The sequence below is a fragment of the Mesorhizobium sp. GW821-FHT04C10 genome (assembly GCF_059420305.1).
In genome coordinates this window covers 6,972,794-6,998,666 of sequence record NZ_JBWKTL010000001.1, presented here as the reverse complement: position 1 = coordinate 6,998,666, position 25,873 = coordinate 6,972,794, and the positions used below count along the sequence as shown (strand labels likewise).

24 protein-coding genes are annotated in these 25,873 nt (G+C 63.2%); 19 read left to right on the top strand and 5 right to left on the bottom strand.

Annotated features, from left to right (window positions below; genetic code table 11):
• Window positions 1-102: 102 nt before the first annotated feature.
• The 8 genes from AC07UC_RS33405 to AC07UC_RS33370 all read left to right on the top strand — a co-directional run bounded on the left by AC07UC_RS33405 (window position 103) and on the right by AC07UC_RS33370 (window position 9,567).
• Window positions 103-564: a MerR family transcriptional regulator gene (locus tag AC07UC_RS33405; protein ID WP_494909032.1), complete on the top strand. Its 462-nt coding sequence runs from the start codon at window positions 103-105 to the stop codon at window positions 562-564.
• Window positions 565-839: 275 nt separating this feature from the next.
• Window positions 840-2,630: an acyl-CoA dehydrogenase gene (locus AC07UC_RS33400; RefSeq protein ID WP_494908849.1), complete on the top strand. Its 1,791-nt coding sequence runs from the start codon at window positions 840-842 to the stop codon at window positions 2,628-2,630.
• Between the two features lie 102 nt (window positions 2,631-2,732).
• Window positions 2,733-3,902 carry an acyl-CoA dehydrogenase family protein gene (locus AC07UC_RS33395; protein WP_494909031.1) on the top strand — a complete coding sequence of 390 codons (1,170 nt, stop codon included), beginning with the start codon at window positions 2,733-2,735 and terminating at the stop codon, window positions 3,900-3,902.
• Between the two features lie 33 nt (window positions 3,903-3,935).
• A complete protein-coding gene (locus AC07UC_RS33390; RefSeq protein ID WP_202324646.1) occupies window positions 3,936-5,144 on the top strand; it encodes an acetyl-CoA C-acetyltransferase in 1,209 nt (402 codons plus the stop codon).
• Window positions 5,145-5,157: 13 nt separating this feature from the next.
• Window positions 5,158-7,377, top strand: coding sequence for a 3-hydroxyacyl-CoA dehydrogenase NAD-binding domain-containing protein (locus AC07UC_RS33385; RefSeq protein WP_494908848.1), 2,220 nt, complete (start codon window positions 5,158-5,160; stop codon window positions 7,375-7,377).
• A gap of 9 nt (window positions 7,378-7,386) precedes the next feature.
• On the top strand, window positions 7,387-7,932 hold the full coding sequence (locus tag AC07UC_RS33380; protein WP_494908847.1) for a thioesterase family protein: 546 nt from the start codon (window positions 7,387-7,389) through the stop codon (window positions 7,930-7,932).
• 125 nt (window positions 7,933-8,057) lie between these two features.
• Window positions 8,058-8,696 (top strand): S24 family peptidase, encoded by a 639-nt coding sequence (locus AC07UC_RS33375; RefSeq protein ID WP_056570027.1) that lies wholly within the window; start codon window positions 8,058-8,060, stop codon window positions 8,694-8,696.
• Window positions 8,697-8,706: 10 nt separating this feature from the next.
• Window positions 8,707-9,567 (top strand): thermonuclease family protein, encoded by an 861-nt coding sequence (locus AC07UC_RS33370; protein WP_494908845.1) that lies wholly within the window; start codon window positions 8,707-8,709, stop codon window positions 9,565-9,567.
• Here the strand turns inward: AC07UC_RS33370 and AC07UC_RS33365 are convergent.
• On the bottom strand, window positions 9,533-11,179 hold the full coding sequence (locus AC07UC_RS33365; RefSeq protein WP_494908844.1) for a lysine--tRNA ligase: 1,647 nt from the start codon (window positions 11,177-11,179) through the stop codon (window positions 9,533-9,535). The two genes, AC07UC_RS33370 and AC07UC_RS33365, sit on opposite strands and share 35 nt — an antisense overlap.
• Window positions 11,180-11,352: 173 nt before the next feature.
• Here AC07UC_RS33365 and AC07UC_RS33360 point away from each other — a divergent pair, with 173 nt between their 5' ends.
• Window positions 11,353-11,766, top strand: coding sequence for a tellurite resistance TerB family protein (locus AC07UC_RS33360; RefSeq protein ID WP_056570030.1), 414 nt, complete (start codon window positions 11,353-11,355; stop codon window positions 11,764-11,766).
• Between the two features lie 65 nt (window positions 11,767-11,831).
• On the opposite strand, the gene AC07UC_RS33355 is transcribed toward AC07UC_RS33360, so the two are convergent.
• Window positions 11,832-12,683, bottom strand: a complete 852-nt coding sequence (locus tag AC07UC_RS33355; protein WP_494908843.1) for an ABC transporter substrate-binding protein — start codon at window positions 12,681-12,683, stop codon at window positions 11,832-11,834.
• A gap of 260 nt (window positions 12,684-12,943) precedes the next feature.
• On the opposite strand from AC07UC_RS33355, the gene AC07UC_RS33350 reads away from it, so the two are divergent.
• The 3 genes from AC07UC_RS33350 (at window position 12,944) to AC07UC_RS33340 (ending at window position 15,167) form a co-directional block, all read left to right on the top strand.
• Window positions 12,944-13,675, top strand: coding sequence for a helix-turn-helix transcriptional regulator (locus AC07UC_RS33350; RefSeq protein ID WP_494908842.1), 732 nt, complete (start codon window positions 12,944-12,946; stop codon window positions 13,673-13,675).
• Window positions 13,676-13,773: 98 nt separating this feature from the next.
• Window positions 13,774-14,412 carry an acyl-homoserine-lactone synthase gene (locus AC07UC_RS33345; RefSeq protein ID WP_056570040.1) on the top strand — a complete coding sequence of 213 codons (639 nt, stop codon included), beginning with the start codon at window positions 13,774-13,776 and terminating at the stop codon, window positions 14,410-14,412.
• An 8-nt stretch (window positions 14,413-14,420) separates the two neighbouring features.
• A complete protein-coding gene (locus AC07UC_RS33340; protein WP_202327612.1) occupies window positions 14,421-15,167 on the top strand; it encodes an enoyl-CoA hydratase-related protein in 747 nt (248 codons plus the stop codon).
• 49 nt (window positions 15,168-15,216) lie between these two features.
• Here AC07UC_RS33340 and ppk2 read toward each other — a convergent pair whose 3' ends face one another.
• Entirely contained in the window at window positions 15,217-16,125 is a 909-nt protein-coding gene (gene ppk2, locus AC07UC_RS33335) for a polyphosphate kinase 2 (RefSeq protein WP_140775445.1), read from the bottom strand.
• 221 nt (window positions 16,126-16,346) lie between these two features.
• Here ppk2 and AC07UC_RS33330 point away from each other — a divergent pair, with 221 nt between their 5' ends.
• From AC07UC_RS33330 to AC07UC_RS33320, 3 genes are all read left to right on the top strand, one after another.
• Window positions 16,347-17,612: an ATP-binding protein gene (locus tag AC07UC_RS33330; RefSeq protein WP_494908841.1), complete on the top strand. Its 1,266-nt coding sequence runs from the start codon at window positions 16,347-16,349 to the stop codon at window positions 17,610-17,612.
• 114 nt (window positions 17,613-17,726) lie between these two features.
• Window positions 17,727-18,452, top strand: coding sequence for a phosphate signaling complex protein PhoU (gene phoU, locus AC07UC_RS33325; protein ID WP_202324640.1), 726 nt, complete (start codon window positions 17,727-17,729; stop codon window positions 18,450-18,452).
• Between the two features lie 97 nt (window positions 18,453-18,549).
• Complete coding sequence (locus AC07UC_RS33320; RefSeq protein ID WP_140775442.1) at window positions 18,550-19,557, top strand: magnesium and cobalt transport protein CorA; 1,008 nt, start codon at window positions 18,550-18,552, stop codon at window positions 19,555-19,557.
• A 61-nt stretch (window positions 19,558-19,618) separates the two neighbouring features.
• On the opposite strand, the gene AC07UC_RS33315 is transcribed toward AC07UC_RS33320, so the two are convergent.
• Entirely contained in the window at window positions 19,619-20,137 is a 519-nt protein-coding gene (locus AC07UC_RS33315) for a GcrA family cell cycle regulator (RefSeq protein WP_202324639.1), read from the bottom strand.
• A gap of 357 nt (window positions 20,138-20,494) precedes the next feature.
• Between AC07UC_RS33315 and AC07UC_RS33310 the strand changes: the two genes are divergently transcribed.
• The 3 genes from AC07UC_RS33310 to AC07UC_RS33300 all read left to right on the top strand — a co-directional run bounded on the left by AC07UC_RS33310 (window position 20,495) and on the right by AC07UC_RS33300 (window position 23,754).
• Window positions 20,495-21,694 carry an aspartate aminotransferase family protein gene (locus tag AC07UC_RS33310; protein ID WP_140775440.1) on the top strand — a complete coding sequence of 400 codons (1,200 nt, stop codon included), beginning with the start codon at window positions 20,495-20,497 and terminating at the stop codon, window positions 21,692-21,694.
• A 16-nt stretch (window positions 21,695-21,710) separates the two neighbouring features.
• Window positions 21,711-22,622: an ornithine carbamoyltransferase gene (gene argF / locus AC07UC_RS33305; RefSeq protein ID WP_140775439.1), complete on the top strand. Its 912-nt coding sequence runs from the start codon at window positions 21,711-21,713 to the stop codon at window positions 22,620-22,622.
• Between the two features lie 100 nt (window positions 22,623-22,722).
• Window positions 22,723-23,754 carry an Hsp33 family molecular chaperone gene (locus AC07UC_RS33300; protein ID WP_494908840.1) on the top strand — a complete coding sequence of 344 codons (1,032 nt, stop codon included), beginning with the start codon at window positions 22,723-22,725 and terminating at the stop codon, window positions 23,752-23,754.
• A gap of 246 nt (window positions 23,755-24,000) precedes the next feature.
• Here the strand turns inward: AC07UC_RS33300 and apaG are convergent, their stop codons facing one another.
• Window positions 24,001-24,393 carry a Co2+/Mg2+ efflux facilitator ApaG/CorD gene (apaG, locus tag AC07UC_RS33295; RefSeq protein WP_494908839.1) on the bottom strand — a complete coding sequence of 131 codons (393 nt, stop codon included), beginning with the start codon at window positions 24,391-24,393 and terminating at the stop codon, window positions 24,001-24,003.
• Between the two features lie 298 nt (window positions 24,394-24,691).
• On the opposite strand from apaG, the gene AC07UC_RS33290 reads away from it, so the two are divergent.
• Window positions 24,692-25,843: a ceramide glucosyltransferase gene (locus AC07UC_RS33290; protein WP_494908838.1), complete on the top strand. Its 1,152-nt coding sequence runs from the start codon at window positions 24,692-24,694 to the stop codon at window positions 25,841-25,843.
• Window positions 25,844-25,873 lie beyond the last annotated feature (30 nt).

The following is a 25,873-nucleotide window of genomic DNA, read 5'->3' as shown; positions in this document are numbered from 1 at the left end:
ATTTTGTTTGTCGAAACCACGGCCGGAAGCACGCCCCCGCTTCCAGTCAGGCGACGCATGGTCCAGGACCGCGACGCCACCAGACGGGGAAAGCCAGTGACCATGAAGCTTATCTCGGCCGGCGAGACCGCCGCCAATACCAATAATGTATCTGTCGAAGCCGGTGAGGATCTCGTCCGCATCGGCGAAATGGCCAAGAAATACGGCGTGACGCTGCGCACGCTGCGTTTCTACGAAGACAAGGGCCTGCTCAACCCGCAGCGCGACGGTTCGACCCGTCTCTACACACGCCGCGACAGGGCCCGGCTGAAGCTGATCCTGCTTGGCCGCAAGGTCGGGTTCTCGCTGCGCGACGTCAAGCAGATGATGGACCTCTATGATCCGACCGGTTCCAACACCAAGCAGCTGCGGCTGGCGCTGGACAAGTCGGAGAAGCAGCTTGCCCGCCTGCAGAAGCAGCGGGCGCTGATCGACGACGCCATCAACGAGCTCTCCGGCTCGATGTCGGCGGTGCGCCAGATGTTGACCGAGCGCACGCCGCCGCAGGCGAGCGTCGCGAGCTAGACAAAGCTGCCGGTTCCGGCACTATCAAGCCGCGTGGCTCCGCCACGCGGCTTTTTCGCTTTGTGCATCTGCCTCTCTTATCTCTCCGCTGGCCCGCACGATGTTGCGCCGCTAGGCTCACCAGGCTTGGCTAGGGGCGGCAATCTTGTCGCATCGAAAAAATTGACGTTTACGCAAACGTCAATTTTTGCTATCCCGGCTTCAACACGGGTCCGCATGCTGCCTGACATGAATTCGGGAGCTTTCGGACCAGGTCCGCAGGGTGGAGAAGAAGCATGCCGACATACAGGGCTCCGGTTCAGGATACGCTGTTCGTACTCAACGAGGTGCTGGGCTATCAGCGCTATTCCAACCTTCCCGGATTTGCCGACGCCACGCCCGACGTTCTGGAGGCGATCCTCGCCGAGGGCGCCAAGCTCGCCGAAAATGTCATGCATCCGCTCAACCGCGTCGGCGACATGGAAGGCTGTGTGCGCCATGACGACGGCTCGGTGACGACGCCGAAAGGCTTCAAGGAGGCCTTCGACCAGTATCGCGAGGGTGGCTGGATGGGGCTGGCCGCACCGGTCGAGTTCGGCGGCCAGGGCCTGCCCTACATGGTGCACCAGGCGGTCTCCGAGTACATGGTCTCGGCCAACATGGCGCTGATGATGTATCCGGGCCTGACGCAGGGCGCGATCGCGGCGATCATCACCCACGGCACCGACGAGCAGAAGGCGACCTGGCTGCCCCGGATGGTCGAGGGTTCCTGGACCGGCACCATGAACCTGACCGAGCCCCATTGCGGCACCGATCTCGGCCTGCTGCGCACCAAGGCGGTGCCGAACGGCAACGGCACCTACAGGATATCAGGCCAGAAGATCTTCATCTCAGCCGGCGAGCACGACATGTCGGACAACATCGTCCATCTCGTGCTGGCACGCATCGAGGGCGCTCCGGAGGGCGTAAAGGGCATCTCGCTGTTCATCGTGCCGAAGCTCAAGCTCGACGCATCGGGCAATCCAGGTGAGAAGAACATGCTCTCCTGCGGCTCGATCGAGGAGAAGATGGGCATCCACGGCAATTCGACCTGCGTCATGAACTATGACGAGGCCGAAGGCACGCTGCTCGGCGAGGAGAATGGCGGTCTCAAGGCGATGTTCACGATGATGAACGAAGCCCGCCTCGGCGTCGGCCTGCAGGGCCTGTCGCTGTCGGAGATTGCCTACCAGAACGCCGTCGCCTACGCCAAGGACCGCTTGCAGGGCCGTTCGCTGTCAGGCGCCAAGGCGCCGGACAAGAAGGCCGACCCGATCATCGTCCATCCCGACATCCGCCGCTCGCTGATGACCATGAAGGCCTTCAACGAGGCTGGCCGCGCGCTGGCGTTGTGGACGGCGATCAAGTCCGACATCGCGCATCGCTCCGCCGACGATAAGGACCGCCAGGCTGCTGACGACTACACGGGTCTGATGACGCCGGTGGTCAAGGGCGTGCTCACCGACAAGGGTTTCGACCATGCGGTGATGGCCCAGCAGGTGTTCGGCGGTCACGGCTATATCGAAGAACACGGCATGAGCCAGTTCGTGCGCGATGCCCGCATCGCCATGATCTATGAAGGTGCCAACGGCATCCAGGCGCTCGACCTCGTCGGCCGCAAGCTCGGCCTGAACGGCGGCCGCGCCATCCAGGCCTTCTTCAAGGAGGTCGGCGAATTCTGCGAGGAAAACCGCGCGGACGAGAAGATGGCGCCGTTCACCAAGGGACTGAAGAAGGGCCTCAACGACCTGCAGGCGGCGACCATGTGGCTGGTGCAGAACGGCATGGCCAAGCCCGACAATGCCGGTGCGGCCTCGACCGACTACATGCATCTCTTCGGCCTTGTCGCGCTGGGCTATATGTGGGCGCAGATGGCCAAGGTGGCACAGGGCAAGACCGGCGCCAACGGCACCCAGTCCTTCTATGACAACAAGGTGGTGACGGCGCGCTTCTTCATGGAGCGGATCATGCCGGAGACGTCGGCCCATCTCGCCCGTATTTCGAGTGGCGCGGACACGCTGATGGCCCTGCCCGCGGAAGCGTTCTAAAGATGGTTGCCCTCTCCCTTGAGGGGAGGGTCGGTTGAGGCCCGCGTGACGTGCGCCGACCTCAACTCTGACGATGCGCTCTGGGAGGAGTACCATATCCACATGACCAACCCCGCCGAAATACTTGGCCTTCCCAAGCCCGCCTGGGCGGCGGACGAGGTCGGCATGCTCTACGACATGGCAACCCGCTTCATGGCGGAGGAGATCGCGCCGCGCTACGACGAGTTCGAGAAGAACGAGATGGTCGACCGCGAGAGCTGGCTGAAGGCGGGTGCCGCCGGCCTGCTTTGTGCCTCGATGCCGGAGGAATATGGCGGCTCCGGCGGCACCTTCGCGCATGAGAGCGCTATCATCGAGGCGATCGGCCATGTCGGCGTCGACGGTTTTGGCATCGGCCTGCACAATGCGATCGTCGCGCCTTACATCCTGCATTACGGTTCGGAGGAGCAGAAGAAGAAGTGGCTGCCGAAGCTCGCCACCGGCGAGCTGATCGGCGCCATCGCCATGACCGAGCCTGGCGCCGGCTCCGACCTGCAGGGCGTCAAGACGCGGGCCGAGAAAGACGGTAACCAGTACAGGATCAACGGTTCCAAGACCTTCATCACCAACGGCCAGCTCGCCAACTTCATCATCGTCGTCACCAAGACTGATCCGGAAAAGGGCGCCAAGGGCACCTCCCTGATCGTCGTCGAGACCGACGAGGTCGAGGGTTTCGAGCGCGGCCGCAACCTCGACAAGATCGGCCTGAAGGCCAACGACACGTCGGAACTGTTCTTCAACGACGTGCGCGTGCCGACCTCCAATTTGCTCGGCCACGAGGAAGGGCAGGGCTTCATCCAGCTGATGCAGCAATTGCCGCAGGAGCGGTTGCAGATCGGCACCGGCGCCATCGCCATGATCGAGCGGGCGCTGGCGCTGACCATCGATTACGTCAAGGAACGCAAGGCCTTCGGCAAGGCGATCATCGACTTCCAGAACACCCAGTTCAAGCTGGCCGAGCTCAAGACCGAGGCGACCATCGGCCGCGTCTTCTACAATGATTGCGTCACCCGCCACATCAATGGCGGTCTCGATCCGGTGACGGCCTCGATGGCCAAATACTGGCTCTCCGACCTGCAGGGAAAAGTCGTCGACGAATGCCTTCAATTGCATGGCGGCTATGGCTACATGAATGAATATCCGATCGCCCGCATGTTCCGCGACGCTCGCGTCCAGCGCATCTACGGCGGCACCAACGAGATCATGAAATTGCTGATCGGACGCTCTCTCTGAGCGTGGCCACCGGCAAACCCAAGGAGCAAGATAATGGCTGAGGCTTATGTCTATGACGCCGTGCGCACGCCGCGCGGCAAGGGCAAGAAGGACGGATCGCTGCACGAAGTGCCGGCGGTGCGGCTTGCCGCCAAGACGCTCGAGGCGTTGCGCGACCGCAATGGGCTCGACACCGGTACGGTCGACGACATCATCTTCGGCTGCGTCGATCCGGTCGGCGAGGCGGGTTCGGTCATTCCGCGCGCCGCCGCCTTCGAGGCCGGCTACGACACCAAGGCGCCTGGCATGCAGATCTCGCGCTTCTGCGCCTCGGGTCTCGACGCCATCAATTTCGGCGCCGCCAAGATCGCGCAGGGCGCCGATGAGATCGTCATCGCCGGTGGTGTCGAATCCATGTCGCGCGTCGGCATGGGCGCCTCCGGCGGCGCCTGGTTCATGGACCCGTCGGTCGGCCTGCCCGGCTGGTTCGTGCCGCAAGGCATCTCGGCCGACCTGATCGCCACCAAATACGGTTTCTCGCGCGACGACGTCGACGCCTATGCGGTCGAGAGCCAGAAGCGCGCCGCCAAGTCCTGGGCCGACGGCCGCTTCAAGAATTCGGTCATCCCCATCAGGGACCAGAACGGCCTGACCATTCTCGACCATGACGAGCACATGCGGCCTTCGACCGACATGCAGTCGCTCGCATCGCTCAACCCGTCCTTCGTCATGCCCGGTGAAATGGGCGGCTTCGACGCGGTCGCGGTGCAGAAGCACCCCGAGGTGGAAGAGGTCAACCACGTCCACCATGCCGGCAACTCGTCCGGCATCGTCGATGGTGCCGCCGCCGTGCTGCTCGGCTCGAAGAAGGCCGGGAAATCCATGGGCCTCAAGCCCCGCGCGCGCATCCGCACCTTCGCCAATATCGGTTCCGAGCCGGTGCTGATGCTGACCGGCCCGGTCGACGTCACCGAGAAGCTCCTGAAGCGCGCCAAGATGAAGCTGTCGGACATCGACCTCTTCGAGCTCAACGAGGCCTTCGCCTCGGTGGTGCTGCGCTACATGCAGGCCTTCGACATCCCGCACGACAAGATCAACGTCAATGGCGGCGCCATTGCCATGGGCCATCCGCTCGGCGCCACCGGCGCGATGATCTTGGGCACGGTGCTGGACGAACTCGAACGCCGCGATCTCAACACCGCGCTGGTGACGCTGTGCATCGGCGCCGGCATGGGCACCGCAACGATCATCGAACGCGTCTGACGGGGAGAGAACAATGAGCTACATTAATTTCACCCTCGACACCGACGCTGACGGCATTGCGCTCGTCACCTGGAACATGCCGGACCGCTCGATGAACGTGTTCACCGAGGAGGTGATGGGCGAACTGGACAAGATCATCGACCAGGTGGTGGCCGATGCCGGCATCAAGGGTGCGGTGATCACCTCGGGCAAGGACAGCTTCTCCGGCGGTGCCGATCTCACCATGCTCCAGAAGATGCTGGCGGTCTTTGCCAAGGAGAAAGACAAGGATCCGGAGAAGGCGGCAAAGCTGCTGTTCGACAATGCCGGCCGCATGGGCGGCCTGTGGCGCAAGCTCGAAACATCAGGCAAGCCCTGGGTATCGGCGATCAACGGCACCTGCATGGGCGGCGCTTTCGAATTGTCGCTGGCCTGCCACGGTCGCGTCGCCGCTGATTCAGACAAGGTCAGGATGGCCTTGCCGGAAGTCAAGGTCGGCATCTTCCCCGGTGCCGGCGGGACCCAGCGCGTGCCGCGGCTGACCGATCAGCAGCAGGCTTTGCAGATGCTGACCTCCGGCCAGAATCTGTCGCCGCAGAAGGCGAAGGCCATGGGCCTGATCCATGAGATCGCCGAGCCGGCCAAACTGGTCGAGACCGCAAAGGCCATGATCAGGAACGGACTGAAAGCCGTCCAGCCCTGGGACGAAAAGGGCTTCAAGCTGCCCGGCGGCCAGATCTATTCGCCGGCCGGCTTCAATCTCTGGCCGCCGGCCATCGCCATCCTGCGTCGCGAGACCTATGGCAACTACCCGGCCGCCGCCGCCATCCTGAAATGCGTCTATGAAGGCCTGCTGGTGCCGTTTGACACCGCGCTCAGGATCGAGCAGCGCTATTTTACCGAGATCATGCGGACCAGGGAAGCGGCGGCGATGATCCGCTCGCTGTTCGTGTCGCTGCAGGAACTGAACAAGGGCGCGCGCCGCCCGGCCGGCGTGCCGGAAACCAAATTCAAGAAGATCGGCATTCTCGGTGCCGGCTTCATGGGCGCCGGCATCGCCTATGTCACGGCCAAGGCAGGCATCCCGGTGGTGCTGCTCGACCGCGATATCGAGTCCGCTCAGAAGGGCAAGGCGCATTCCGACAGCCTGGTCTCGGATCAGGTCAAGAAGGGTCGCGCCAAGCCGGAGGAGAAGGACAAGCTCCTGTCGCTGATCACGCCCACGGCCGACTATGCCGATCTCGCCGGCTGCGATCTGGTGGTCGAGGCGGTGTTCGAGGATTCCGCCGTCAAGAAGGCTGCCACCGAACAGGCGGAGGCCGTGCTGAAGTCGTGGGCGATCTTCGCCTCCAACACCTCGACCATCCCGATCACCTCGCTGGCCAAGAATTCGGCGCGGCCGAAGAATTTCGTCGGCATCCACTTCTTCTCGCCGGTCGACAAGATGATGCTGGTCGAGATCATTTTGGGCAAGAAGACCGGCGACAAGGCGCTGGCGACCGCGATCGATTTCGTCCGTGCCATCAAGAAGACGCCCATCGTCGTCAACGACACGCGCGGCTTCTACGTCAATCGCTGCGTGCTGCGCTACATGTCGGAAGCCTACAAGATGCTGATCGAGGGCGTGCCCGCGCCGATGATCGAGAATGCGGCAAAGGCCGCCGGCATGCCGGTCGGTCCCCTGGCGCTGACCGACGAGACGGCGATCGACCTTGCCCAGAAGATCATGAAGCAGACCATCAGGGATCTCGGCGACAAGGCCGTCGACCCCAAGCAGATGGCACTGATCAACACCATGGTCGACGACCATGGCCGTTTCGGCCGCAAGAACGGCAAGGGCTTCTATGACTATCCGGCCAAGCCCGCCAAGAAGAAGCTGTGGCCGGGGTTGAAGGACCTCTATCCGCAGCTCGAGCCCGAGAAAGTCGACTACGAGGAACTGCAGCAGCGGCTGCTCGTCACCATCGCGCTGGAAGCGGCACGGGTGATGGAAGAGGGCATCGTCACCGACCCGCGCGAGGCCGATGTTGGGTCGATCCTGGCCTTCGGCTTCGCGCCCTATACCGGCGGTGCGCTGTCCTATATCGACGGCATCGGCGCCAAGCGCTTCGTCAAGATCGCCAAGGGGCTGCAGAAGAAATATGGCGCCGAATTCAAGGCGCCCAAGCTGCTCATCGACATGGCGGAGAAGGGTGAAACCTTCTACGAACGCTTCGACCCCTACGCCAAGGGCGACGTGAAAAAGGCCGCCTGACGGTAGGTTATGTATGTCTGGGCGCGCATGGCGCGCATGCTGGCCACGGCGCGAAGCCGTGGCCCCTATGTGATGGGCGGTGAAGGCCGGCTGGCCTTTCGCTGCCTGCCGACCGACATCGATTTCAACATCCATCTCAACAATGCGCGCTACATGATGCTGGCCGATCTCGGCCGCATTGATCTCTTTGTCCGCGCCGGGCTGATCTCGCTGGCGCGCAAGAACGGCTGGGCGCCGATGATGGGCGGGCTGCAGGCGGTCTACGCCCGCGAGATCAGGCTGTGGCGCCGCTTCGAAGTGGTGTCGTCGATCGAGACCTGGGAAGGCACCCAGGTCATCGGCAAGCACCGTTTCGTCCTCGACAATGGCGAGACGGCTGCTTTGATCCTGACGACCGCCGGCGTCTATGACCGCAAGGCTCGCCGCTTCCTCGACATTGCCGAGGTTGTCGCAGCCCTTGGTCGCACAGTCGATCCACGACAGCCTACGGAGGCGGAACGGATTTTCATGGCGTCGCACCAGGGTTTGCGCACCCTCGCCAAGGCGGCCGATTGATCCCGGGGATCCCAATGTCCAGGGTCGACACGAATGTGTGCCGTGTGAGCGGTGCTGGTGGACAAAGCGACCTTCGCGGACTAGAACGAACAGGCATTTTTTCCTGTTTCGAAGGAGAGCACGACATGCTCTCGCACGACCGCGTCTGGGCCGCCATCGATGCTCTCGCCGAGCGCTATTCGCTTTCGGCTTCAGGTTTGGCAAGGCGCGCGGGGCTCGATTCGACTGCTTTCAACAAATCGAAACGCCTGTCGTCCGACGGCCGACCACGCTGGCCTTCGACCGAATCGCTGGCCAAGATCATCGAGGCGACGGGTGCTTCACTCGACGAATTCACCGGGCTTATCGAAGGCCGCATGGGCGCCGCGCCCGCCTACCGGCGATCAGTGCCCTTGCTTGGTTTTGCCCAGGCCGGCGCCGGCGGCTTTTTCGACGATGCCGGTTTTCCGGCAGGGCAGGGCTGGGATCTGGTCGAACTGCCGGCGCAGTCGACCGAAAGCTCCTATGCGCTGCAGGTGCAAGGCGACTCCATGCTGCCGCTCTACCGCAATGGTGACGTCCTCATCGTCGAGCCGGGCGCGGCCACCCGCAAGGGCGATCGCGTCGTCGTCAAGACCACGTCAGGCGAGGTGATGGCCAAGGTGCTCGAGCGCCAGACCGTCAAGTCGATCGCGCTGGTCTCCCTCAATCCCGATCATCCCGACCGCGACATCCCCATGCGCGATGTCGAATGGGTGGCGCGGATTGTCTGGGCGAGTCAGTAGGTCCGAGCTGGTGCGGCTTCCTCATCTTGCCCTGGCGGTTGTGATGGTTCCGGTGATGGCGGCCCTGGTCGTCGCCGGCGGCCGCACGCTGAAAGGAAGCGAAGGCACCGTTACGGTGGACCAGATCGATCCTGGCGTTGATACGATCTCTCAGGCAGGCACCGATGCCGGGCCGGAGGAGCCGGCTACGTCAGCCATCCCAGCGCCTGCCGCTGCGCCACCGGCAAAGCCGGCGGTGCATTCGCGGGCGATCGATCCGCAGGTCGTCGCGCCGCCGGAACTGCCCGCCGGGGAAATCGAGCGGGTCGAGCCGCGCGAGCCGCTGAGCAAGCTGGCGCTGGCCATGCCGCCAAAGCCGAAGATGCCCGACGACTGGAACGGCACGAAGCTGTTCCAGCCGGTCGCGCCGGCCGCCGGCCTTATCGAGGCAAAAGGCTATTCAGTCGCGGTTTCCGGCATCGATGTCGTCGCGCAGGATGAAGCCTGCACCACAGACGGCAAATCCTGGCCGTGCGGCATTCGCGCGCGCAGCGCGTTCCGGGCCTTTCTGCGCGGCCGCGCGGTGGTTTGCACGGTGCCGCCCGAAGGCGGGCGCGACCGGATCGCGGCGGAATGCCGGATCGGCAAGCAGGACGTCGGCCAGTGGTTGGTCGAAAACGGCTGGGCGCGTGCCGCCAAGGGCGGGCCCTATGTCGAGGCCGGCGAAAAGGCGCAAAGCGGCAGGAAGGGCATTTTCGGGCCGGCGCCGGATCTTGCCGGTATCTCGGCGATGCCCGCCGCGCCCGCCCCGGCGCCTCAGGCGCCGGGCTCGATCCTGGAAGAGGTCGACGGCGCCCTCAAGCCAGCTGACCAGCCAGCGCCTGCTGAATGAGCGCGCGGGTCTCGGCGACGCCGTAGAGCGCGGCGAACGAGCCGAAGCGCGGGCCGCGCTCCTGCCCGATGAGCACCTGGTAGATCATCTGGAAAAAGGCGCCGGAAACGCCTGGGCCGCCTTCCGGGCTCTGCTTGGAATGATCCTGATAGCGCTCGATCTTGCGCGCCACGTTGAGCGAAGCGTTCTGGATCGCTTCGCCGCTGGCGTCCGCCGGCAGCGTGCCAAGCGCCGTGTCCAGCGCCTGCAGCGCCTCGCGCTCGACATCGTCGGCGGCGCGGAATGTTTTCGTCGGCTTTACGAAGTCGTCGAAATAGCGGATCGCATAGCCCGTCAGCCTGTCGAGTTCGGGATGGGTGGCCGGCGTCACGCCGGCGGCGTGGCGCGAGATGAAGCCCCACAGCACATCCTTGTTCTGCGCATTGGAAGCACTGACCAGGTTGAGCAGCAGCGAGAACGGCACCGGCATGTCGATGGCGGGCGGGTTGCCGTCATGCATATGCCAGACCGGGTTGCCCAGCCGCTCCTTCCAGTCCTGTCGTGGATAGGCGGCGAGGAAGGTGTAATATTCGTCCACGGCGCGCGGGATGACGTCGAAATAGAGCTTCTTGGCCTGCCGCGGCCGTTGGTACATGTAGAGCCCCAGGCTCTCGGTCGGCGCATAGGTCAGCCATTCGTCGATGGTCAGGCCGTTGCCCTTCGACTTCGAGATCTTCTGGCCGTTCTCGTCCAGGAACAGTTCGTAGACGAAATGCTCCGGCGCGCGCCCGCCCAGTATGTCGCAGATGCGGTCGTAGACCACGGCATTGGTCTGGTGGTCCTTGCCGAACATCTCAAAGTCGACGCCCAGCGCCGCCCAGCGCATGCCGAAATCCGGCTTCCACTGCAGCTTCACCCTGCCGCCCGTGATCGAAAGCGTGGTCTCGGTGCCTTCGTCGTCGAAGGTGATGGTGCCGGCCTTGGCATCGACATGCTTCATCGGCACGTAAAGCACGCGGCCGCTCTTCGGAGAAATCGGCAGGAACGGGCTGTAGGTCGCCTGCCGCTCGGGTCCGAGCGTCGGCAGCATCACCGCCATGATCTTGTCGTAGCGCTCTGCGGCGCGAAGCAGCATCGCGTCGAAACGGCCCGACTTGTAGTACTGCGTCGCACTGGCGAATTCGTAGTCGAAGCCGAACGTGTCGAGGAAGCGGCAGAGCATCGCGTTGTTGTGATCGGCGAAGCTCGTATAGTCGCCGCCGAACGGATTGGGCACCGACGACAGCGGCATATGCAGATACGGCTCAAGCGCGGCGCGATCCGGCACGCTGTCGGGTATCTTGCGCATGCCGTCCATATCGTCGGAGAAGCACAAGAGCTTGGTCGCGACCTTGTCTTGCGTCAGGACGCGAAACGCGTGGCGTACCATCGATGTGCGCGCCACCTCGCCGAACGTGCCGATATGCGGCAGGCCGGACGGGCCGTATCCGGTCTCGAACAGGATCGTTTCGGGAAAGTCGGCGCCTTTGTAGCGCTCGATGATCTTTTTGGCTTCCTCGAACGGCCACGCCTTGCTCTCGGCGGCAGCCGTCAGCAGTTCGGGATTGAGATCGAGGATGTTTGATCCCGCCATGGTTCTGTTTTCCAAATTATTCGCCGGCCAGATCATTTCGCTGGTTTGGCCGCGGTGTCGATTTTCAACCGGTCTCTAGGCGCGCGGGGCCGGAGCGTCAACGATTGCGACGCTTTTTCCTTGCGGCCCTTGGCGCCCGTTCCTACTTTCGGAGCCCGTTCATGGAGCAAAGAATGCCGTCGCCCACCCCGCATGAAGCCCTGATCTATCTGATGGTCATCACCTCGGCCTCCGATCGGGACATGACCGATGTCGAACTGGCCCGGATCGGCGACGTTGTCCGCTCATGGCCGGTCTTCGAGGATTTCAAGCAGGACCGGCTGGTTCCCGTCGCCCAGGCTTGCCAGAAGCTGCTGCATGAAAAGGACGGCCTGGAGGGTGTCCTGGCCCAAGTCGCCGAAGCCCTGCCGGAGCGCCTGCGCGACACCGCCTATGCCGCGGCCTTCGAAGTGGCGGCCGTCGATCTCGAAATGCGCATGGAGGAAGTGCGCGTGCTGCAGTTGATCCGCCGGCAGCTCGATCTCGACACACTGACCGTCGCCGCCATCGGCCGCGCCGCCAAGGCCCGGCTTCGCACGCTGACCTGACGGCGTTACGGGCGGATCAGAAACACCGACCAGGACCGGATCAGAAAAAACTGACCGGGATCGGATCAGAAAAAACTGACCGGGAAGTAGCGCAGGTAGAATTCGGCGAAGGTGCCTTTCATCGAAATCTCCTGCAGCGCGTAATCGATCGCGGCGGCCAGCGCCGGATTGTCCGCCCGTGTGGCGACGGCCATGCCCGTGCCCAGATATTCGGGCGCCAGATAGGGGCCGCCGGCAAAGCGGCAGCAGCCCGCGGCATCGGAGCCGCCCAGCCAGAAGGCGAAGCGCATGCCGTCGCCGAAGGCCGCATCGATCTTGCCTGCCTTGAGATCGGCGTAGAGGGCTTCCGGTCCGTCGAAGGAGACGATCTGGACCGTGTTGAAATAGTCGCGCAGCATGCGCTCATGCGCCGAGCCGGCGATCACGCCGACACGCTTGCCGTGCAATTTGTCGAAGACCGGCTCCGTCAACGCCTTGCCCTTCGGCATGATGAAACGCGCCGGAAACTGCAGATAGGAGCGTGAGAAGGCATATGTCTGGCGTGCCTGCGGCGTTGCGGCGATGCCGGCGATGATGGCTTCGCCCTCGCCCTTCTCAAGCGCCCCTTCGAGCTCGGCCCACGGCAATGCCTGGATCTGGCATTTGTCGATGATGCCGAGTTCGGCGCAGATGGCGCGTGCCAGGTCGATGTGGAAACCGGACAGCTTTCCCGCGCCGTCGAGGAAATTGAAGGGTGGAAAATCCGTGGTCGTCAGAAATCGCAGCCGTGGCAGGGCCGAAAGATCCGGCTTGGGCAACCGTTCCTTGGCGTCCCACAGCACCGGCACCTGCGGTTCCACCGCGCGCGCCCCAGAAGCCAGCGGCAGCGCCGCGATCAGCAGCGACGCCAGAACCAGGAACCGCCATTGGAACGCCACGATAGAACTCCGCCGCACTCGTTTTCGCACTGGTTTTGGTACGAAAATGATACAGGCACAATGGTTTTTGATTTCAACGCGCCGATTTCGGGATATGATTTAACACGTTTGCAAACAGCGGTGGCTGCCTTGGTTGGGGGGACCAGGGTCGAGAACCACAACCGGAAAAGTGCGATTGCAATCCGTGGTCGGTGGCAAAGTGCAGACAAGGCATGGACCATCGGTCTCAATGCATAAGGCAACATGGGGTTGATGTTGCGATGGGTCAATTCGATCGTACGCTGGAATATATAGACCAACTGCAGCACGCCGGAACGGCGGCGGCGGTTTGCGAGAAGCTGCTGGGCATAACGTCGGATTTCGGTCTGACCGCGCTTATGGCCGGAACCGTTCCGCAGCCGGGCACGCCGACCGGGCAGCAAAAGCAGCATGTGCTGCTGTGCGACTGGCCTGTCGAATGGCTGGAGCGCTACGTGTCGCGCAATTATGTCGATCACGATCCCGTGGTCAGCCACATGAAGCAGCTGCAGGCGCCGTTCCAGTGGCGGGAAGCCGCCGAGGGCATTCGCATCGACAAGAGCAGTGGCGAAGTGATGGGCGATGCCGGCGCCTTCAAGCTGCGCGACGGCTTGGCTTTTCCGTTGATCACACTCGACGGCCAGATCGTCATGGTGTCGCTGGGTGGCGAGGCCGTGCAGCTGTCGGCGGATGAATTCGGCCTGGTGTCGCTGGTGTCCACCTATGCCGTTGGCCGCGCCATGCAACTCCACACCATGGCGACCAAGACCATCGACCATATCGAGTTGACTCCGCGCGAGCGCGAATGCCTGCAATGGGCGGCTGTCGGCAAGTCCGAGTGGGAGATTTCGCAAATCCTCGGCATCTCGGAGCACACCTCGGAGAAACATCTTCTTAACGCCAAAAGCAAACTCGGTGCCGTCAATCGGGTTCAGGCTGTCGCCGAAGCGATAAGGCGCGGCTACATTAGTTAGGTCGGCCGTGCCGACCTAGAAATTCTTGCCTACGTGATCACGCAATTTTCTCACTGAAGCACGGCCGTATCTTCCTCTTAAACCCAGGAGACGACGGCATGCTTTTTTGTCTTACAACTCAGGAATTGATGGAACGTCCCGACCTTTGGGAGGCCGTCCATCGGCTGCGCTACCAGATATTTGTCGAAGAAATGGGGTGGGAGGACCTGCGGCGCCCGGACGGATTCGAGGTCGACCAGTTCGACCACGACGAGGCGGTACATCAGATCGTCATCAGAGGCAACGAAATCGCAGGCTATCAAAGGATGTTGCCGACCACGCGGCCCCATCTGCTGACCGAAGTCCTGACCGACCTTTCCGAGGGAACGCCGCCATCGGGCCCAAACATCTGGGAATTGACCCGCTATGCGGTGGCTCCCGGCTTTCGCGATGGCCGTCGCGGCGTTTCGACCGTCGGTACCGAATTGATCGCCGGCTTCGTCGAGTGGGGGCTGAAGCGCGGCGTCGACAAGGTGATCATCGAGTTCGAGCCGATGTGGGTATTACGCGCCTTGCAACTGCATTTCCTGGCGACACCGCTGGGCTACCAGCGCACCTACGGAAATCAGCAGGTCGTGGCGACACTGCTCTCCTTCACCGAGCACACGCTGGACGTGGTGCGTTCGCGCCGCAATCATCATGCGCCCGTTCTGGCCAGGGGATATCCCGACATGTTCGGCCAAAGGAGGGCGTCATGAGATCGGAGATGGCCATGCACCCGCAACCAGAACTGCGCAACCACACGCTCATCGTCACCGTGTCGTCGAATGACGGCCGGCCGGTGCTCGACAGAAGGGCCTATGAAAGCCTTGCCAGGACGTTCCACGAAGCCGCCGACAATGATGAGGTTCGTGTCGTCGTGCTGCGTGGCCTGGCCGGCTGCTTCTGCCTCGGTGGCGACTTCTCCGAATTCCTCGACGCCACCAAGCATCAGAAGCTCATCGCCGCCGTCACCGACATGTTCCGCACGCTGGCGACGTTCCCCAAGCCTATCCTCGCCTGCGTCGACGGCGATGCCGTCGGCGTCGGCTGCACGATCCTGTTCCACTGCGACATGGTGATCGCCTCCAATGAAAGCACGTTCCGGGTGCCGTTCGTCGATTTCGGCCTTGTGCCGGACGCGGCGACCAGCATCCTGGCGCCGCAGAAGCTCGGCTATGCCGGCGCCTTCCGCTTCTTCTGCCTCGGCGACACGCTCCACGCCGAGGATGCAAGGGCGCTCGGCCTCGTCGCCGAGATCGTGCATGACGGCGTGGAGGAGGCGACGCTCGGCCGGGCCAGGCAGCTGGTCAAGAAGCCGGTCGCTGCCCTGCTGCAGACCCGTGGCCTGCTCAAGGGGAACACCGGCGCGCTGTGCGACCGCATCGACCAGGAGATATCACTGTTCCAGCAGGCATTGCAGGACGATGCCACGCTGCGGCGCCTGCAGCGCATTGCGAGGCTGGCGGCCTGAGGATCGTGAAGAATGCCGTGCCGCGTGGAGGCCACGCGGCACGGCAAGCTCAGCCTTCCTTGCCCAGGAATGACGGCCCTTCGCCGATGATCTTCTTGTCTTCCTTGCCGATGATATCGAGATCGCGCCCCTCATAGGGCAGCGACAACAGGATGCGCCGCATCACCGCCAGCCGCGCGCGGCGCTTGTCATTGGCCCGCACGATGATCCATGGCGCGAACGCCTTGTGGGTGCGCTCGAACATGGTGTCGCGCACCTTGGTGTAATCATCCCATTTGGTGATGCCGGCGACATCGATCGGCGAGAACTTCCAGCTCTTCAGCGGACTGTAGCGACGGTCATGAAAACGCTCGAGCTGCGTTTCCCGGCCGATGTTCAGCCAGAATTTGAAGAAATGGATATCGTCATTGACGATCATCCGTTCGAAATGGGGCGTCTCGTCGAGAAACTTCTCGTGCTGTTCGGGCGTGCAGAAGCCCATCACGGGCTCGACGCCGGCGCGGTTGTACCAGGAGCGGTCGAAAGTGACGAACTCGCCCGACGTCGGGAAGTGGTCGACATAACGCTGGTAGTACCATTGTCCCAGCTCGGGCTGGGTCGGCTTGGTCAGCGCCACGTTGCGCGCCGTGCGTGGGTTGAGATACTGGTGCACCACGAAGATCGTGCCGCCCTTGCCGGCGGCGTCACGGCCCTCGAACAGCGCCATCACCCGCTTGCCGGTCGCCTGCAGCCATGCCTGCGCCTTGACGAGCTCGATCTGCAATTTTTCGAGCGTCTCGTCGTACTCGTCGCTTTTCATCTTCTTGTCGTAGGGGTAGCCGCCCGCGGTCAGTTTTTTGTCCTCGACCCAGTCCGGAAGCTCGGGATTCTCGATGTCGAACTCCCGTTCCTTGCCATCGATCGTGATCTTCAGCGGACCCGAAGGTGGCGCGGCGGAACTTTCCTTGGCTTTTTTCATGCTGACGAACCCTTTCCAGCTTTCGGACTCATGCTATTGGGAACCACTACAGACCGCGCGTCCGTCTGGACGCGCAAACGACGCTGCAGGACTTTTGATTTGTGCATGATCCTTTCCGATAATCGATTCCCGATTTACGGGATCATGCGCGGAGCGGTCCAGCGGAAGTTTCCGCTGCCGCACGACCGGTGGGACGGCATGGGGCGCGGGCGCGCGAGCGAATGACTGATCTGGACGCAGGGCAGAAAGGCATGGCGCAAATCCTGGCCGCCCGGCTGTGGAACAGCCGCTGGCTGCTCGCTGCCGGTGTCGCCGCGGTTCTGATCGCCTTTGCCTTCGCGGGCATTTCCGCCTACGTGCTGGTACCGGCGCTGCTCCTGTTGCTTGCGGCGGCTGTGCTGCCGGCCGCGGGCCTGCGCCAGTCCGCCGAGGGTGCTGCCGCGATCGAGACGATCGGCCTGCAGCGCCTGTCGGGCGAATATCTGGCGGCGGCCGTCGCCGACCCGCTCATCATCTTCGACCATGCCGCCACCATCGTCCATGCCAACGCCGCCGCGTTTGCCGCCTTTGGCGGGATCGCACCGGGCATATCGCTGCCACTGAAATTCCGGGCGCCGGAAATGCAGACCCTGCTCGACAGCGTGTTGTCGGGTGCCCTCGCCTCGGATGTCGTCGACTATACCGAGAAGCTGCCGGTCGAGCGGGCCTACCGGGTCAGCGCGTCCTCGGTGGGGCACCGCACCGATCTCTATGTGCTGGTGTTCAAGGATCAGAGCGAGACGCGGCGGATCGACCGCATGCGCGCCGACTTCATCGCCAATGCCAGCCACGAATTGCGCACTCCGCTGGCCTCGATCGCCGGTTTCATCGAGACGCTGCGCGGACCTGCCCGCAACGATCCGGCGGCGCGCGAGCAATTTCTGCAGATCATGCAGAACCAGACCGGCCGCATGGCGCGGCTGATCGACGACCTCCTGTCATTGTCTCGGCTTGAGATGAAACCCTATCTGAAGCCCGGGACGGAGGTCGACCTGCGCCAGACCGTCGACAGCGTCATCGATTCGCTGGCTCCGCTTGCCCGCGAAAACAGCGTTGCCATCGAGCGCGATTTCGCCAAGGGGCCTCTCAATGTGCCGGGCGATCGCGACGAGCTGTTCCAGGTTTTCGAGAATCTCCTGGAAAACGCCTGCAAATACGGGCAGTCGGGCGGCCGCGTGCTGGTGTCGATCGCGCGCGGCGACCTCGATTCCGAACCCGGCATCGATGTGACGATCCGGGATTTCGGCCCCGGCATTCCCGAGGAACACATTCCTCGCATCACCGAGCGCTTCTATCGCATCGATGCCGAGACCAGCCGGACCCAGAAAGGCACCGGCCTCGGCCTGTCGATCGTCAAGCATATTCTGACACGCCATAACGCCAGGCTGACGATCAAATCCGAGGTCGGCAAGGGCGCCGCCTTCTCGGTTCATTTGCCGACGCACTGATCTCGCCCTAGTTTTCCCCTGGACCGTTTCTTTTTTCTGTCATCCCGCTAGCGTATCAGCGGGGATTCGAGGAAACGACTCAAAGCAAAGAACCCGTGGGAAGGCATTTCATTCATGCAGTCCGTACACATCATGAGCGCCTATGACGAGGAGCTGAAATATCTGTCGAAGCGCATCGCCGCTATGGGCGGCCATGCCGAGCGCATGGTCGAGCAGGCGGTCGCCGCTCTGGTCAATGCCGATCCGGGACTGGCCCAGAAAGTCATTCGCGATGACGCCGTGCTCGATGATGGGCAGCGCGAGATCGACGACAAGGCGATCATCATCATCGCCAAGCGCCAGCCGATGGCGACGGACCTGCGCGAGATCGTCGGCGCCATCCGCATTTCCGCCGATCTCGAACGGGTCGGCGACCTCGGCAAGAACGTCGCCAAGCGCGTGGTCGCCGTCATCGACGGCCGCCAGCCAACCAGCTTGTTTCGCGGCCTGGAGGCCCTGGCAAACCTGGCGTTGACGCAGCTCAAGGAAGTGCTCGACGTCTATGCCTCGCGCTCGGTAGACAAGATCGGCTTCGTGCGCGATCGCGACGACCAGATCGATGCCATGTACACGTCGCTGTTTCGCGAATTGCTGACCTACATGATGGAGGATCCGCGCAACATCACGCCCTGCACGCATCTCCTGTTCTGTGCCAAAAACATCGAGCGCATCGGCGATCACGCCACCAACATCGCCGAAACCATCTATTACATCGTCACGGGCGACCAGATGCCGGCCGAGCGGCCGAAAGGCGACAAGACCGACAAGATAAGTCTTTCCGCGACGGTGCCGGCGAAATGAACGCTCTTCCTCTCGAACGCTAGATCATATTGCGCTAAACTATCGCGGCGTTAAGCTTCTCAGGCCTTGATAAAGGTCCTGCCTTCAGGAGGCTGCGATGGAATATGTCCGAGAGTTCAAGCCCGCGGCGCCAACGTCAGGCATCATCGCCTCCAGTGTCTACACCGCCGGGCGGCGTATCGCCGATATTCCGATCGAGGAAGCCGGCGACTGGGCCAAGAAATCGGGACACGTCGTCTGGATCGGGCTGCTCGAACCGGACCGTGACCTTCTGCTGCGCGTCCAGGCACAGTTCCATCTGCACGAACTGGCGATCGAGGATGCCGAGCATCCGCACCAGCGGCCGAAGCTCGAGCAATATGGTGACGCGCTGTTCATCGTCGCCCGCACCGCGCAGCTGATCGAAGGACGGGTGACCTTCGGCGAGACGCATCTGTTCGTTGGCTCGGGCTATATCGTCAGCGTCAGGCATGGCCCGTCGACTTCCTACGCCGCCGTTCGCCAGCATTGGGAAAGCTGCCCGCATTCACTGGCCAAGGGCGAGGATTTCGTCCTCTATGCCATTCTCGATTTCATCGTCGACAACTACATGCCCGTGCTCGAGCAGATCGAGGACGAGGTCGAGGCGATCGAGGACAAGGTCCTTTTGAAGCCGATGACCGGTCCCGACATCGAGCGGCTCTATATGCTGCGCCGCGATCTCCTGCGCCTGCGCAATGCAGCGCTGCCGCTGGTGGAAGTCTGCCGCCGGCTGACCAGCGCCGACCTGCCGCAAATCCATTCAGCCATGCACCCGCTGTTTCGCGACGTGACCGACCACATCCGCACCGTCCAGGAAAAGATCGACAGTTTGCGCGAGGTGCTGGCCTTCGCGTTCGAGGCAAGCCTGCTGGTCGGTCAGAGCCAGGAAACGGCGATCTCGAAGAAACTCGCCTCCTGGGCGGCCATCCTGGCGGTGCCAACGGCATTCGCCGGCATCTACGGCATGAACTTCACCGACATGCCGGAACTGAAGATGGAATATGGCTACCCGATGGTGCTGGCCACCATCGCGGCGATCTGCGCGTTTCTCTACTGGCGGTTTCGCAAGAACGGATGGCTGTGAGGTGAGTCAGTAGAAATTAGTAAGTAGTGAAACTCACTACTCACTACTCACTACTCCGCGCTCAGCGATTGCGTCTGCGCTCCGCCGCCGGCTGGAAGGCCACGCGGGCGTGGTATTTGCAATAGGGACCGGTTTCGGCGGCTTCGTTGCCGCAGAAGTTGAAGTCCTCCGACAGCGGATCGCCATTCGGCCATTTGCAGGTGCGCTCGGTCAGCTCGACGAGCTGCAGATGCCGTGAGATCGGTACCACCACATTCTCGACCGGGCGGATATAGTGTCGCGCCACCGGCTCGGCGTCGAATTGCGTCTGAAGGGCGGTCGCGCCGATCGATGTCGTGACATGGCGAGCCGTGGTTGCGGCGCGCGCCACCGATTTCTGGACGGTCGAGCCCTGTGTCGCCTTCTTCTGGCGTGCCGGCGTCGCCGTTGCACGACCGCGGCCCGACAGCTTCAGCCGGTGCACCTTGCCGATGACGGCATTGCGGCTCACCCCTCCAAGCTGGGCGGCAATCTGGCTTGCGCTCAGACCCTCCGACCACAGTTTTCTGAGAAGTTCGACCCGCTCGTCAGTCCAGTTCATGAGACCGCGCTCCTGCTAAGCGTGCGGCAATCGGAATCCACTCCCGACCCAGCACCACTGCTGGGGCAGACACCACATATATCTGGTGATTAGGTCCGCCGCACGAAATCTAGTTATTTCTCGACTACAATTACCTTATGCGCTGACTCGGTGACAAGAGTCCCAAGTGCAACACGAATCGGTTTTTTCGGTTTTCCCCAACTTGCCCGGTCGCTTATGAGCCGGCGTCGCGTCGGAGGGCTTGCCGCGCGCACTACGCGACGTTTTCGTTGACTTCATGGCCGAAAAACACGATAAGCCGCACAAGGCCGCCGCTTTGGCGGCTTTTTTGATTTTCCGGTACCGGAGACGCATATAATGAGCGGTTCGGCGCTTTACGAGACCTTTGCTCGCGCACCCCTGGCTTTCGACCACGGGGAAGGCACTTGGCTGGTTACCGACAAGGGCGAGCGATATCTCGATTTCGCCGGCGGTATCGCGGTCAATTCGCTCGGCCACAGCCATCCGCATCTGGTCGCGGCGCTGACCGAGCAGGCCGGCAAGCTCTGGCACGTCTCCAACCTCTATGAGATCCCGGGACAGAGCCGGCTTGGCGAGCGCCTGGCCGATGCCACCTTCGCCGACAAGGTGTTTTTCACCAACTCCGGCGCCGAGGCGCTGGAATGCGCGATCAAGACGGCGCGGCGCTACCACTTCGTCAAGGGTCATCCGGAGCGCTTCCGCGTCATCACCTTCGAAGGCGCCTTCCATGGCCGCACGCTGGCGACCATCGCGGCCGGTGGCCAGTACAAATACCTCGAAGGCTTCGGACCCAAGGTCGAAGGCTTCGACCAGGTCGGCTTCGACGACATCGATGCCGCCGAGAAGGCGATCACGCCGGAAACCGCCGCGATCCTCATCGAACCGGTGCAGGGCGAGGGCGGTATCCGCCCGGTACCCACACAATCGTTGAAGCGGCTGCGCCAGCTCTGCGACCAGCACGGCCTGCTCTTGATCTTCGACGAGGTCCAGTGCGGCATCGGCCGCACCGGCAAGCTGTTCGCGCATGAGTGGACGGGCGTGACGCCCGACATCATGGCGATAGCCAAGGGCATTGGCGGCGGCTTCCCGATGGGCGCGTGCCTGGCCACCGACGAGGCCGTGGTCGGCATGACGTCGGGCGTGCACGGCACCACCTTCGGCGGAAATCCGCTGGCCATGGCTGTCGGCAATGCGGTTCTCGATGTGGTGCTCGAAGACGGCTTCCTCGAGGATGTCCAGCGCAAGGCATTGTTGCTGAAGCAAGGCCTGGCGGCGATCGCGGACGAGTTTCCCGATGTCATCGAAGGCATCAGGGGCACCGGCCTGATGCTTGGCCTCAAATGCGCCATGCCCAACACCAAGGTGAACATGGCGCTGCGCGACCAGCATTTGCTGGCGGTTCCGGCCGGTGACAACGTCATCCGCCTGCTGCCGCCGCTCACCGTCACCGACGCCGAGATCCACGAAGCGCTCAACCGCATCCGCGCTGGTGCCAAGGGCCTGGCGGACGCCATTGCCGTGGCCGCCGCGAAGTAATTCCGGAATATTGCTGATGTCAGTTCGCCATTTTACCGATCTTTCCACCGTTTCCGAGGGCGACCTGCGCTTCATGCTGGACGACGCGGTGGTGCGAAAGGCGCGCCTGAAGGCCGGCGAGCGGACCAAGCCGCTCGAAGGCAAGGTGCTGGCTATGATCTTCGACAAGCCGTCGACCCGCACACGCGTTTCCTTCGACGTAGGCATGCGCCAGCTTGGCGGCGAGACCATCATGCTGACCGGTACCGAAATGCAGCTCGGCCGCTCAGAAACCATCGCCGACACCGCCAAGGTGCTGTCGCGCTATGTCGACGCGATCATGATCCGCACCACCTCGCATGAGCGGTTGCTGGAACTGACCGAGAACGCAACCGTGCCGGTGATCAACGGGCTGACCGACGACACCCACCCCTGCCAGCTGATGGCCGACATCATGACCTTCGAGGAGCATCGCGGTCCGGTTGCCGGCAAGACCATCGCCTGGACCGGCGACGGCAACAATGTGCTGCATTCGCTGCTCGAAGCGTCTGCGCGGTTCCGCTTCAACCTCAACGTCGCCGTTCCCGAAGGCAGCGAGCCGGCGCAGAAGCATGTCGACTGGTCCAAGGCGCATGGCGGCAAGCTGCATTTCACCCGCTCGCCCGAGGAAGCCGTCGACCAGGCCGATTGCGTCGTCACCGACTGCTGGGTGTCGATGGGCCAGGAGCATCGCGCCCGCGGCCACAACGTCTTCTCTCCCTATCAGGTCAATGCCAAGCTGATGGCGCATGCCAAGCAGGACGCGCTGTTCATGCACTGCCTGCCGGCGCATCGCGGCGAGGAAGTGACCGACGAGGTCATCGACGGACCCCATTCGGTGGTCTTCGACGAGGCCGAGAACCGGCTCCACGCCCAGAAGGCGGTGCTCGCCTGGTGTCTTGGTGCTTGAGATGAAGTGTCTGGGCGCTTGATCTGCGGGGGCGCGATGCCTATCTGCGCCGCATCACGCAAATCAAGCGCGTTTGGACGCATGCACCCCAGGGGGCGGCATGGCCGCGCCCTGGAGCTTTGTCATGTTGGAAACGCATCAAGTGACTGAACATCACCCCAAACTCGGCGAGTTCGGCTATGCCGGCGACGACCATGTCGTGCCTTTCGAGGTCGGTCCGCTCGACGTGCGCGGTCGCACGGTCCAGCTCGGGCCGATGCTCGACGCCATCCTCAGCCGCCACGACTATCCCGAGCCGGTCGCCCGCCTGCTGGCGGAAGCCTGCGTGCTGACGGTGCTGCTCGGCACCTCGCTCAAATTCGAGGGCAAGTTCATCCTGCAGACCCGTACCGACGGGCCGGTCGACATGCTGGTGGCGGATTTCACGACGCCTTCGGCGCTGCGCGCCTATGCGCGCTTCGATGCCGATAGGCTCGAGGCCCTCGTCGCGGCGGGCGAGACGTCCCAGCAGACGCTGCTCGGCAGCGGCGTGCTGGCGCTGACCATCGACCAGGGTGCCCACACGCAGCGTTATCAGGGCATCGTGCAACTCGACGGCGAGACGCTGGAGGACGCGGCGCGCACCTACTTCCGCCAGTCGGAACAGATTCCGACGGATATCAGGCTCTCTGTCGCCAAGCTTTTGACGCCGGGCCCTGGTGGCGCGCGCGAGCAGTGGCGTGCCGGTGGCATCCTGGCGCAGTTCCTGCCGCAGTCCCCCGAGCGCATGCGCGTTCCGGACCTGCCCGGCGGCGATGGCGATCCGCGCGAGGAGATTCACGATCCGGCCGACAATTCCTGGCAGGAATTGCTGGCGCTGCTCGGCACCATCGAACCGACAGAGCTGATCGATCCGACGATCGGCGCCGAGCGGCTGCTCTATCGCCTGTTCCATGAGCATGGCGTGCGCGTCTTCGGCGGCGTCCCCGTCGCCGACCAGTGCTCGTGCTCGCGCGACAAGATCCGCGGCATCCTCGAGGGCTTCTCCGCGCAGGAGATCAAGGACTCGACCGAGGACGGCGGCATCCACGTCGCCTGCGAATTCTGCTCGAAGCAATATGACTTCGACCCGGCGGAATTCGCGGCGCAGTAAAGGGAGCTTCCTTCTCCCCGTCACTATCGGGGAGAAGGTACGGCAGGCGGATGAGGGGCAGCGCTAACTTTGGCAAGTGGCCGCGCGTAGACTCGCCACGTGCGTGAAACGTAGACTCGCCACGTGCGTGAAAGATAATCTCATCAGTTCGGCGCCGCCCCTCATTGCCCTGCCGGGCATTTCTCCCCGTGTAGTGACGGGGAGAAAGACGCTGTCGCCGAGGACTTCGCTAATCGCCCGACTGCCCTAATTCACCGTCCGTCTCGTTCCCGGCAGATCCAGCGAAAAGGCCGGGATGGCGATGTCGAATGTCTCGCCGCGCTTGTTGCGCATCGTATAGCGCCCGACCATGATCCCTGACGGCGTCGAGAGCGGGCAGCCCGACGTGTATTGATAGCTGTCGCCGGGATTGAGTTCGGGCTGGTCGCCGACAACGCCGGGGCCTCGCACTTCCTCGACCCGGCCGGCGCCGTCGGTGATGTGCCAATAGCGCGACAGAAGCTGCACGAATTCGTCCGACTGATTGTCGATCGTTATCTGGTAACCCCAGACATAGCGGTTCTCGGAAGGATCCGAACGGCCCTCGAGATAGAACGGCCTGACCTGCACTTCGATGTTGCGCGTGACTGCGCGGTACATAAGCGGCTCCAAAACGATATCGAGCATGATCCCGAAAAGTGGACCGGTTTTCCCGGCCAAACGGTTTCCGCCTGTCCAAAGATCATGCTCAAACAAACGAAACTTTCGGCCCTCCAGGCGAGGAGGTCAACGTGCGCGTCTTGTCGCGCTCGTCCTCGAAAGGCAGGTGCCGGCAAAGAATGTCATTTAAGTGACACATGACAATGGTGGTGTGCGCGAACCGAGCGACTCGGCGCTCTGTCGAACTGTTGAAAGCGGCCACACCGCGGCCCGTCTCTTCTGGAGCGCCCAGATCTCGATGGAACTCACTCTCATAGCCGCCTCGCTTTCGACTGCTCTTATCCTTTCAAACGCTGCCAGCATCGCGCTGGCCGCCTCACAGCTGAAGCGGCGCACTACGATCTCGCCGCCAGCCGGCAAATCGCAGCCGGTGTCGATTGTCGTGCCGTCGCGTGGCGTCGAGCCGTTCACGCACGAGACGCTGGAGCGCGCCTTCTCGCTCGACTGGCCGCGCTACGAGTTGATCTTCTGCGTTGCCCATGCCGATGATCCGGTCGTCGGGTTGATCAGACAAGCCATTGCCCGTTTCCCCAAGCTGCCGGCCCGGCTGTTGATCGGTGACGATCGCGTCAGCGCCAATCCCAAGCTCAACAATTGCGTCAAGGGTTGGGAAGCCGCGCGGCACAAATGGGTCATCCTGGCTGATTCCAACGTGCTGATGCCCGGGGATTACATCCAGCATCTGATGGCGGCGTGGCGGCCAAACACGGGCCTTGTCTGCTCGACGCCTATCGGCTCGCGGCCGGATGGCTTCTGGGCCGAGGTCGAATGCGCCTTCCTCAACACCCTGCAGGCCCGCTGGCAGTATGCCGGGGAGGCGCTCGGCCTTGGCTTTGCCCAGGGCAAGAGCATGCTTTGGAACAAGCCGATGCTGGATGCCAATGGCGGCATCCGTGCGCTGGCCGCCGAAATCGCCGAGGACGCCGCCGCGACCAAGCTGGTCAATGGGCTCGGCCTGCGCGTCAATCTCGTCGCTTCGCCCTTCGAACAGCCGCTTGGCCGGCGCACGCTTGGCGAGATCTGGTCGCGCCAGGCCCGCTGGGCGCGCCTGCGCCGCGTCACCTTTCCGCTGTTCTTCGCGCCTGAAATCCTGACCGGCGCGGTGGTGCCGCTGGTGCTTGCGCTGGTTGCGGCGGCAAGCGCCGGCTTCAGCCTGCCGCTGACGGCCGTTGCCGTGCTGGCGGCCTTCTATTTCCCTGAATGTGCACTGGCCTGGTCCAAGGGCTGGTACCTGTCGCCGCGCATGGTCGCGGCGATCGTGGTGCGTGACCTGATCCTGCCGGCGATGTGGGCACGCGGCTGGCTCGGCGGCGCCGTCGACTGGCGCGGCAATGCGATGACCATCGGCACCAAGGCGGCCGAACTTGAAGAGGCGCCGTCGCGAGCCTGAATCCGCCGCAGGCGACGCTGCCTGGACGGC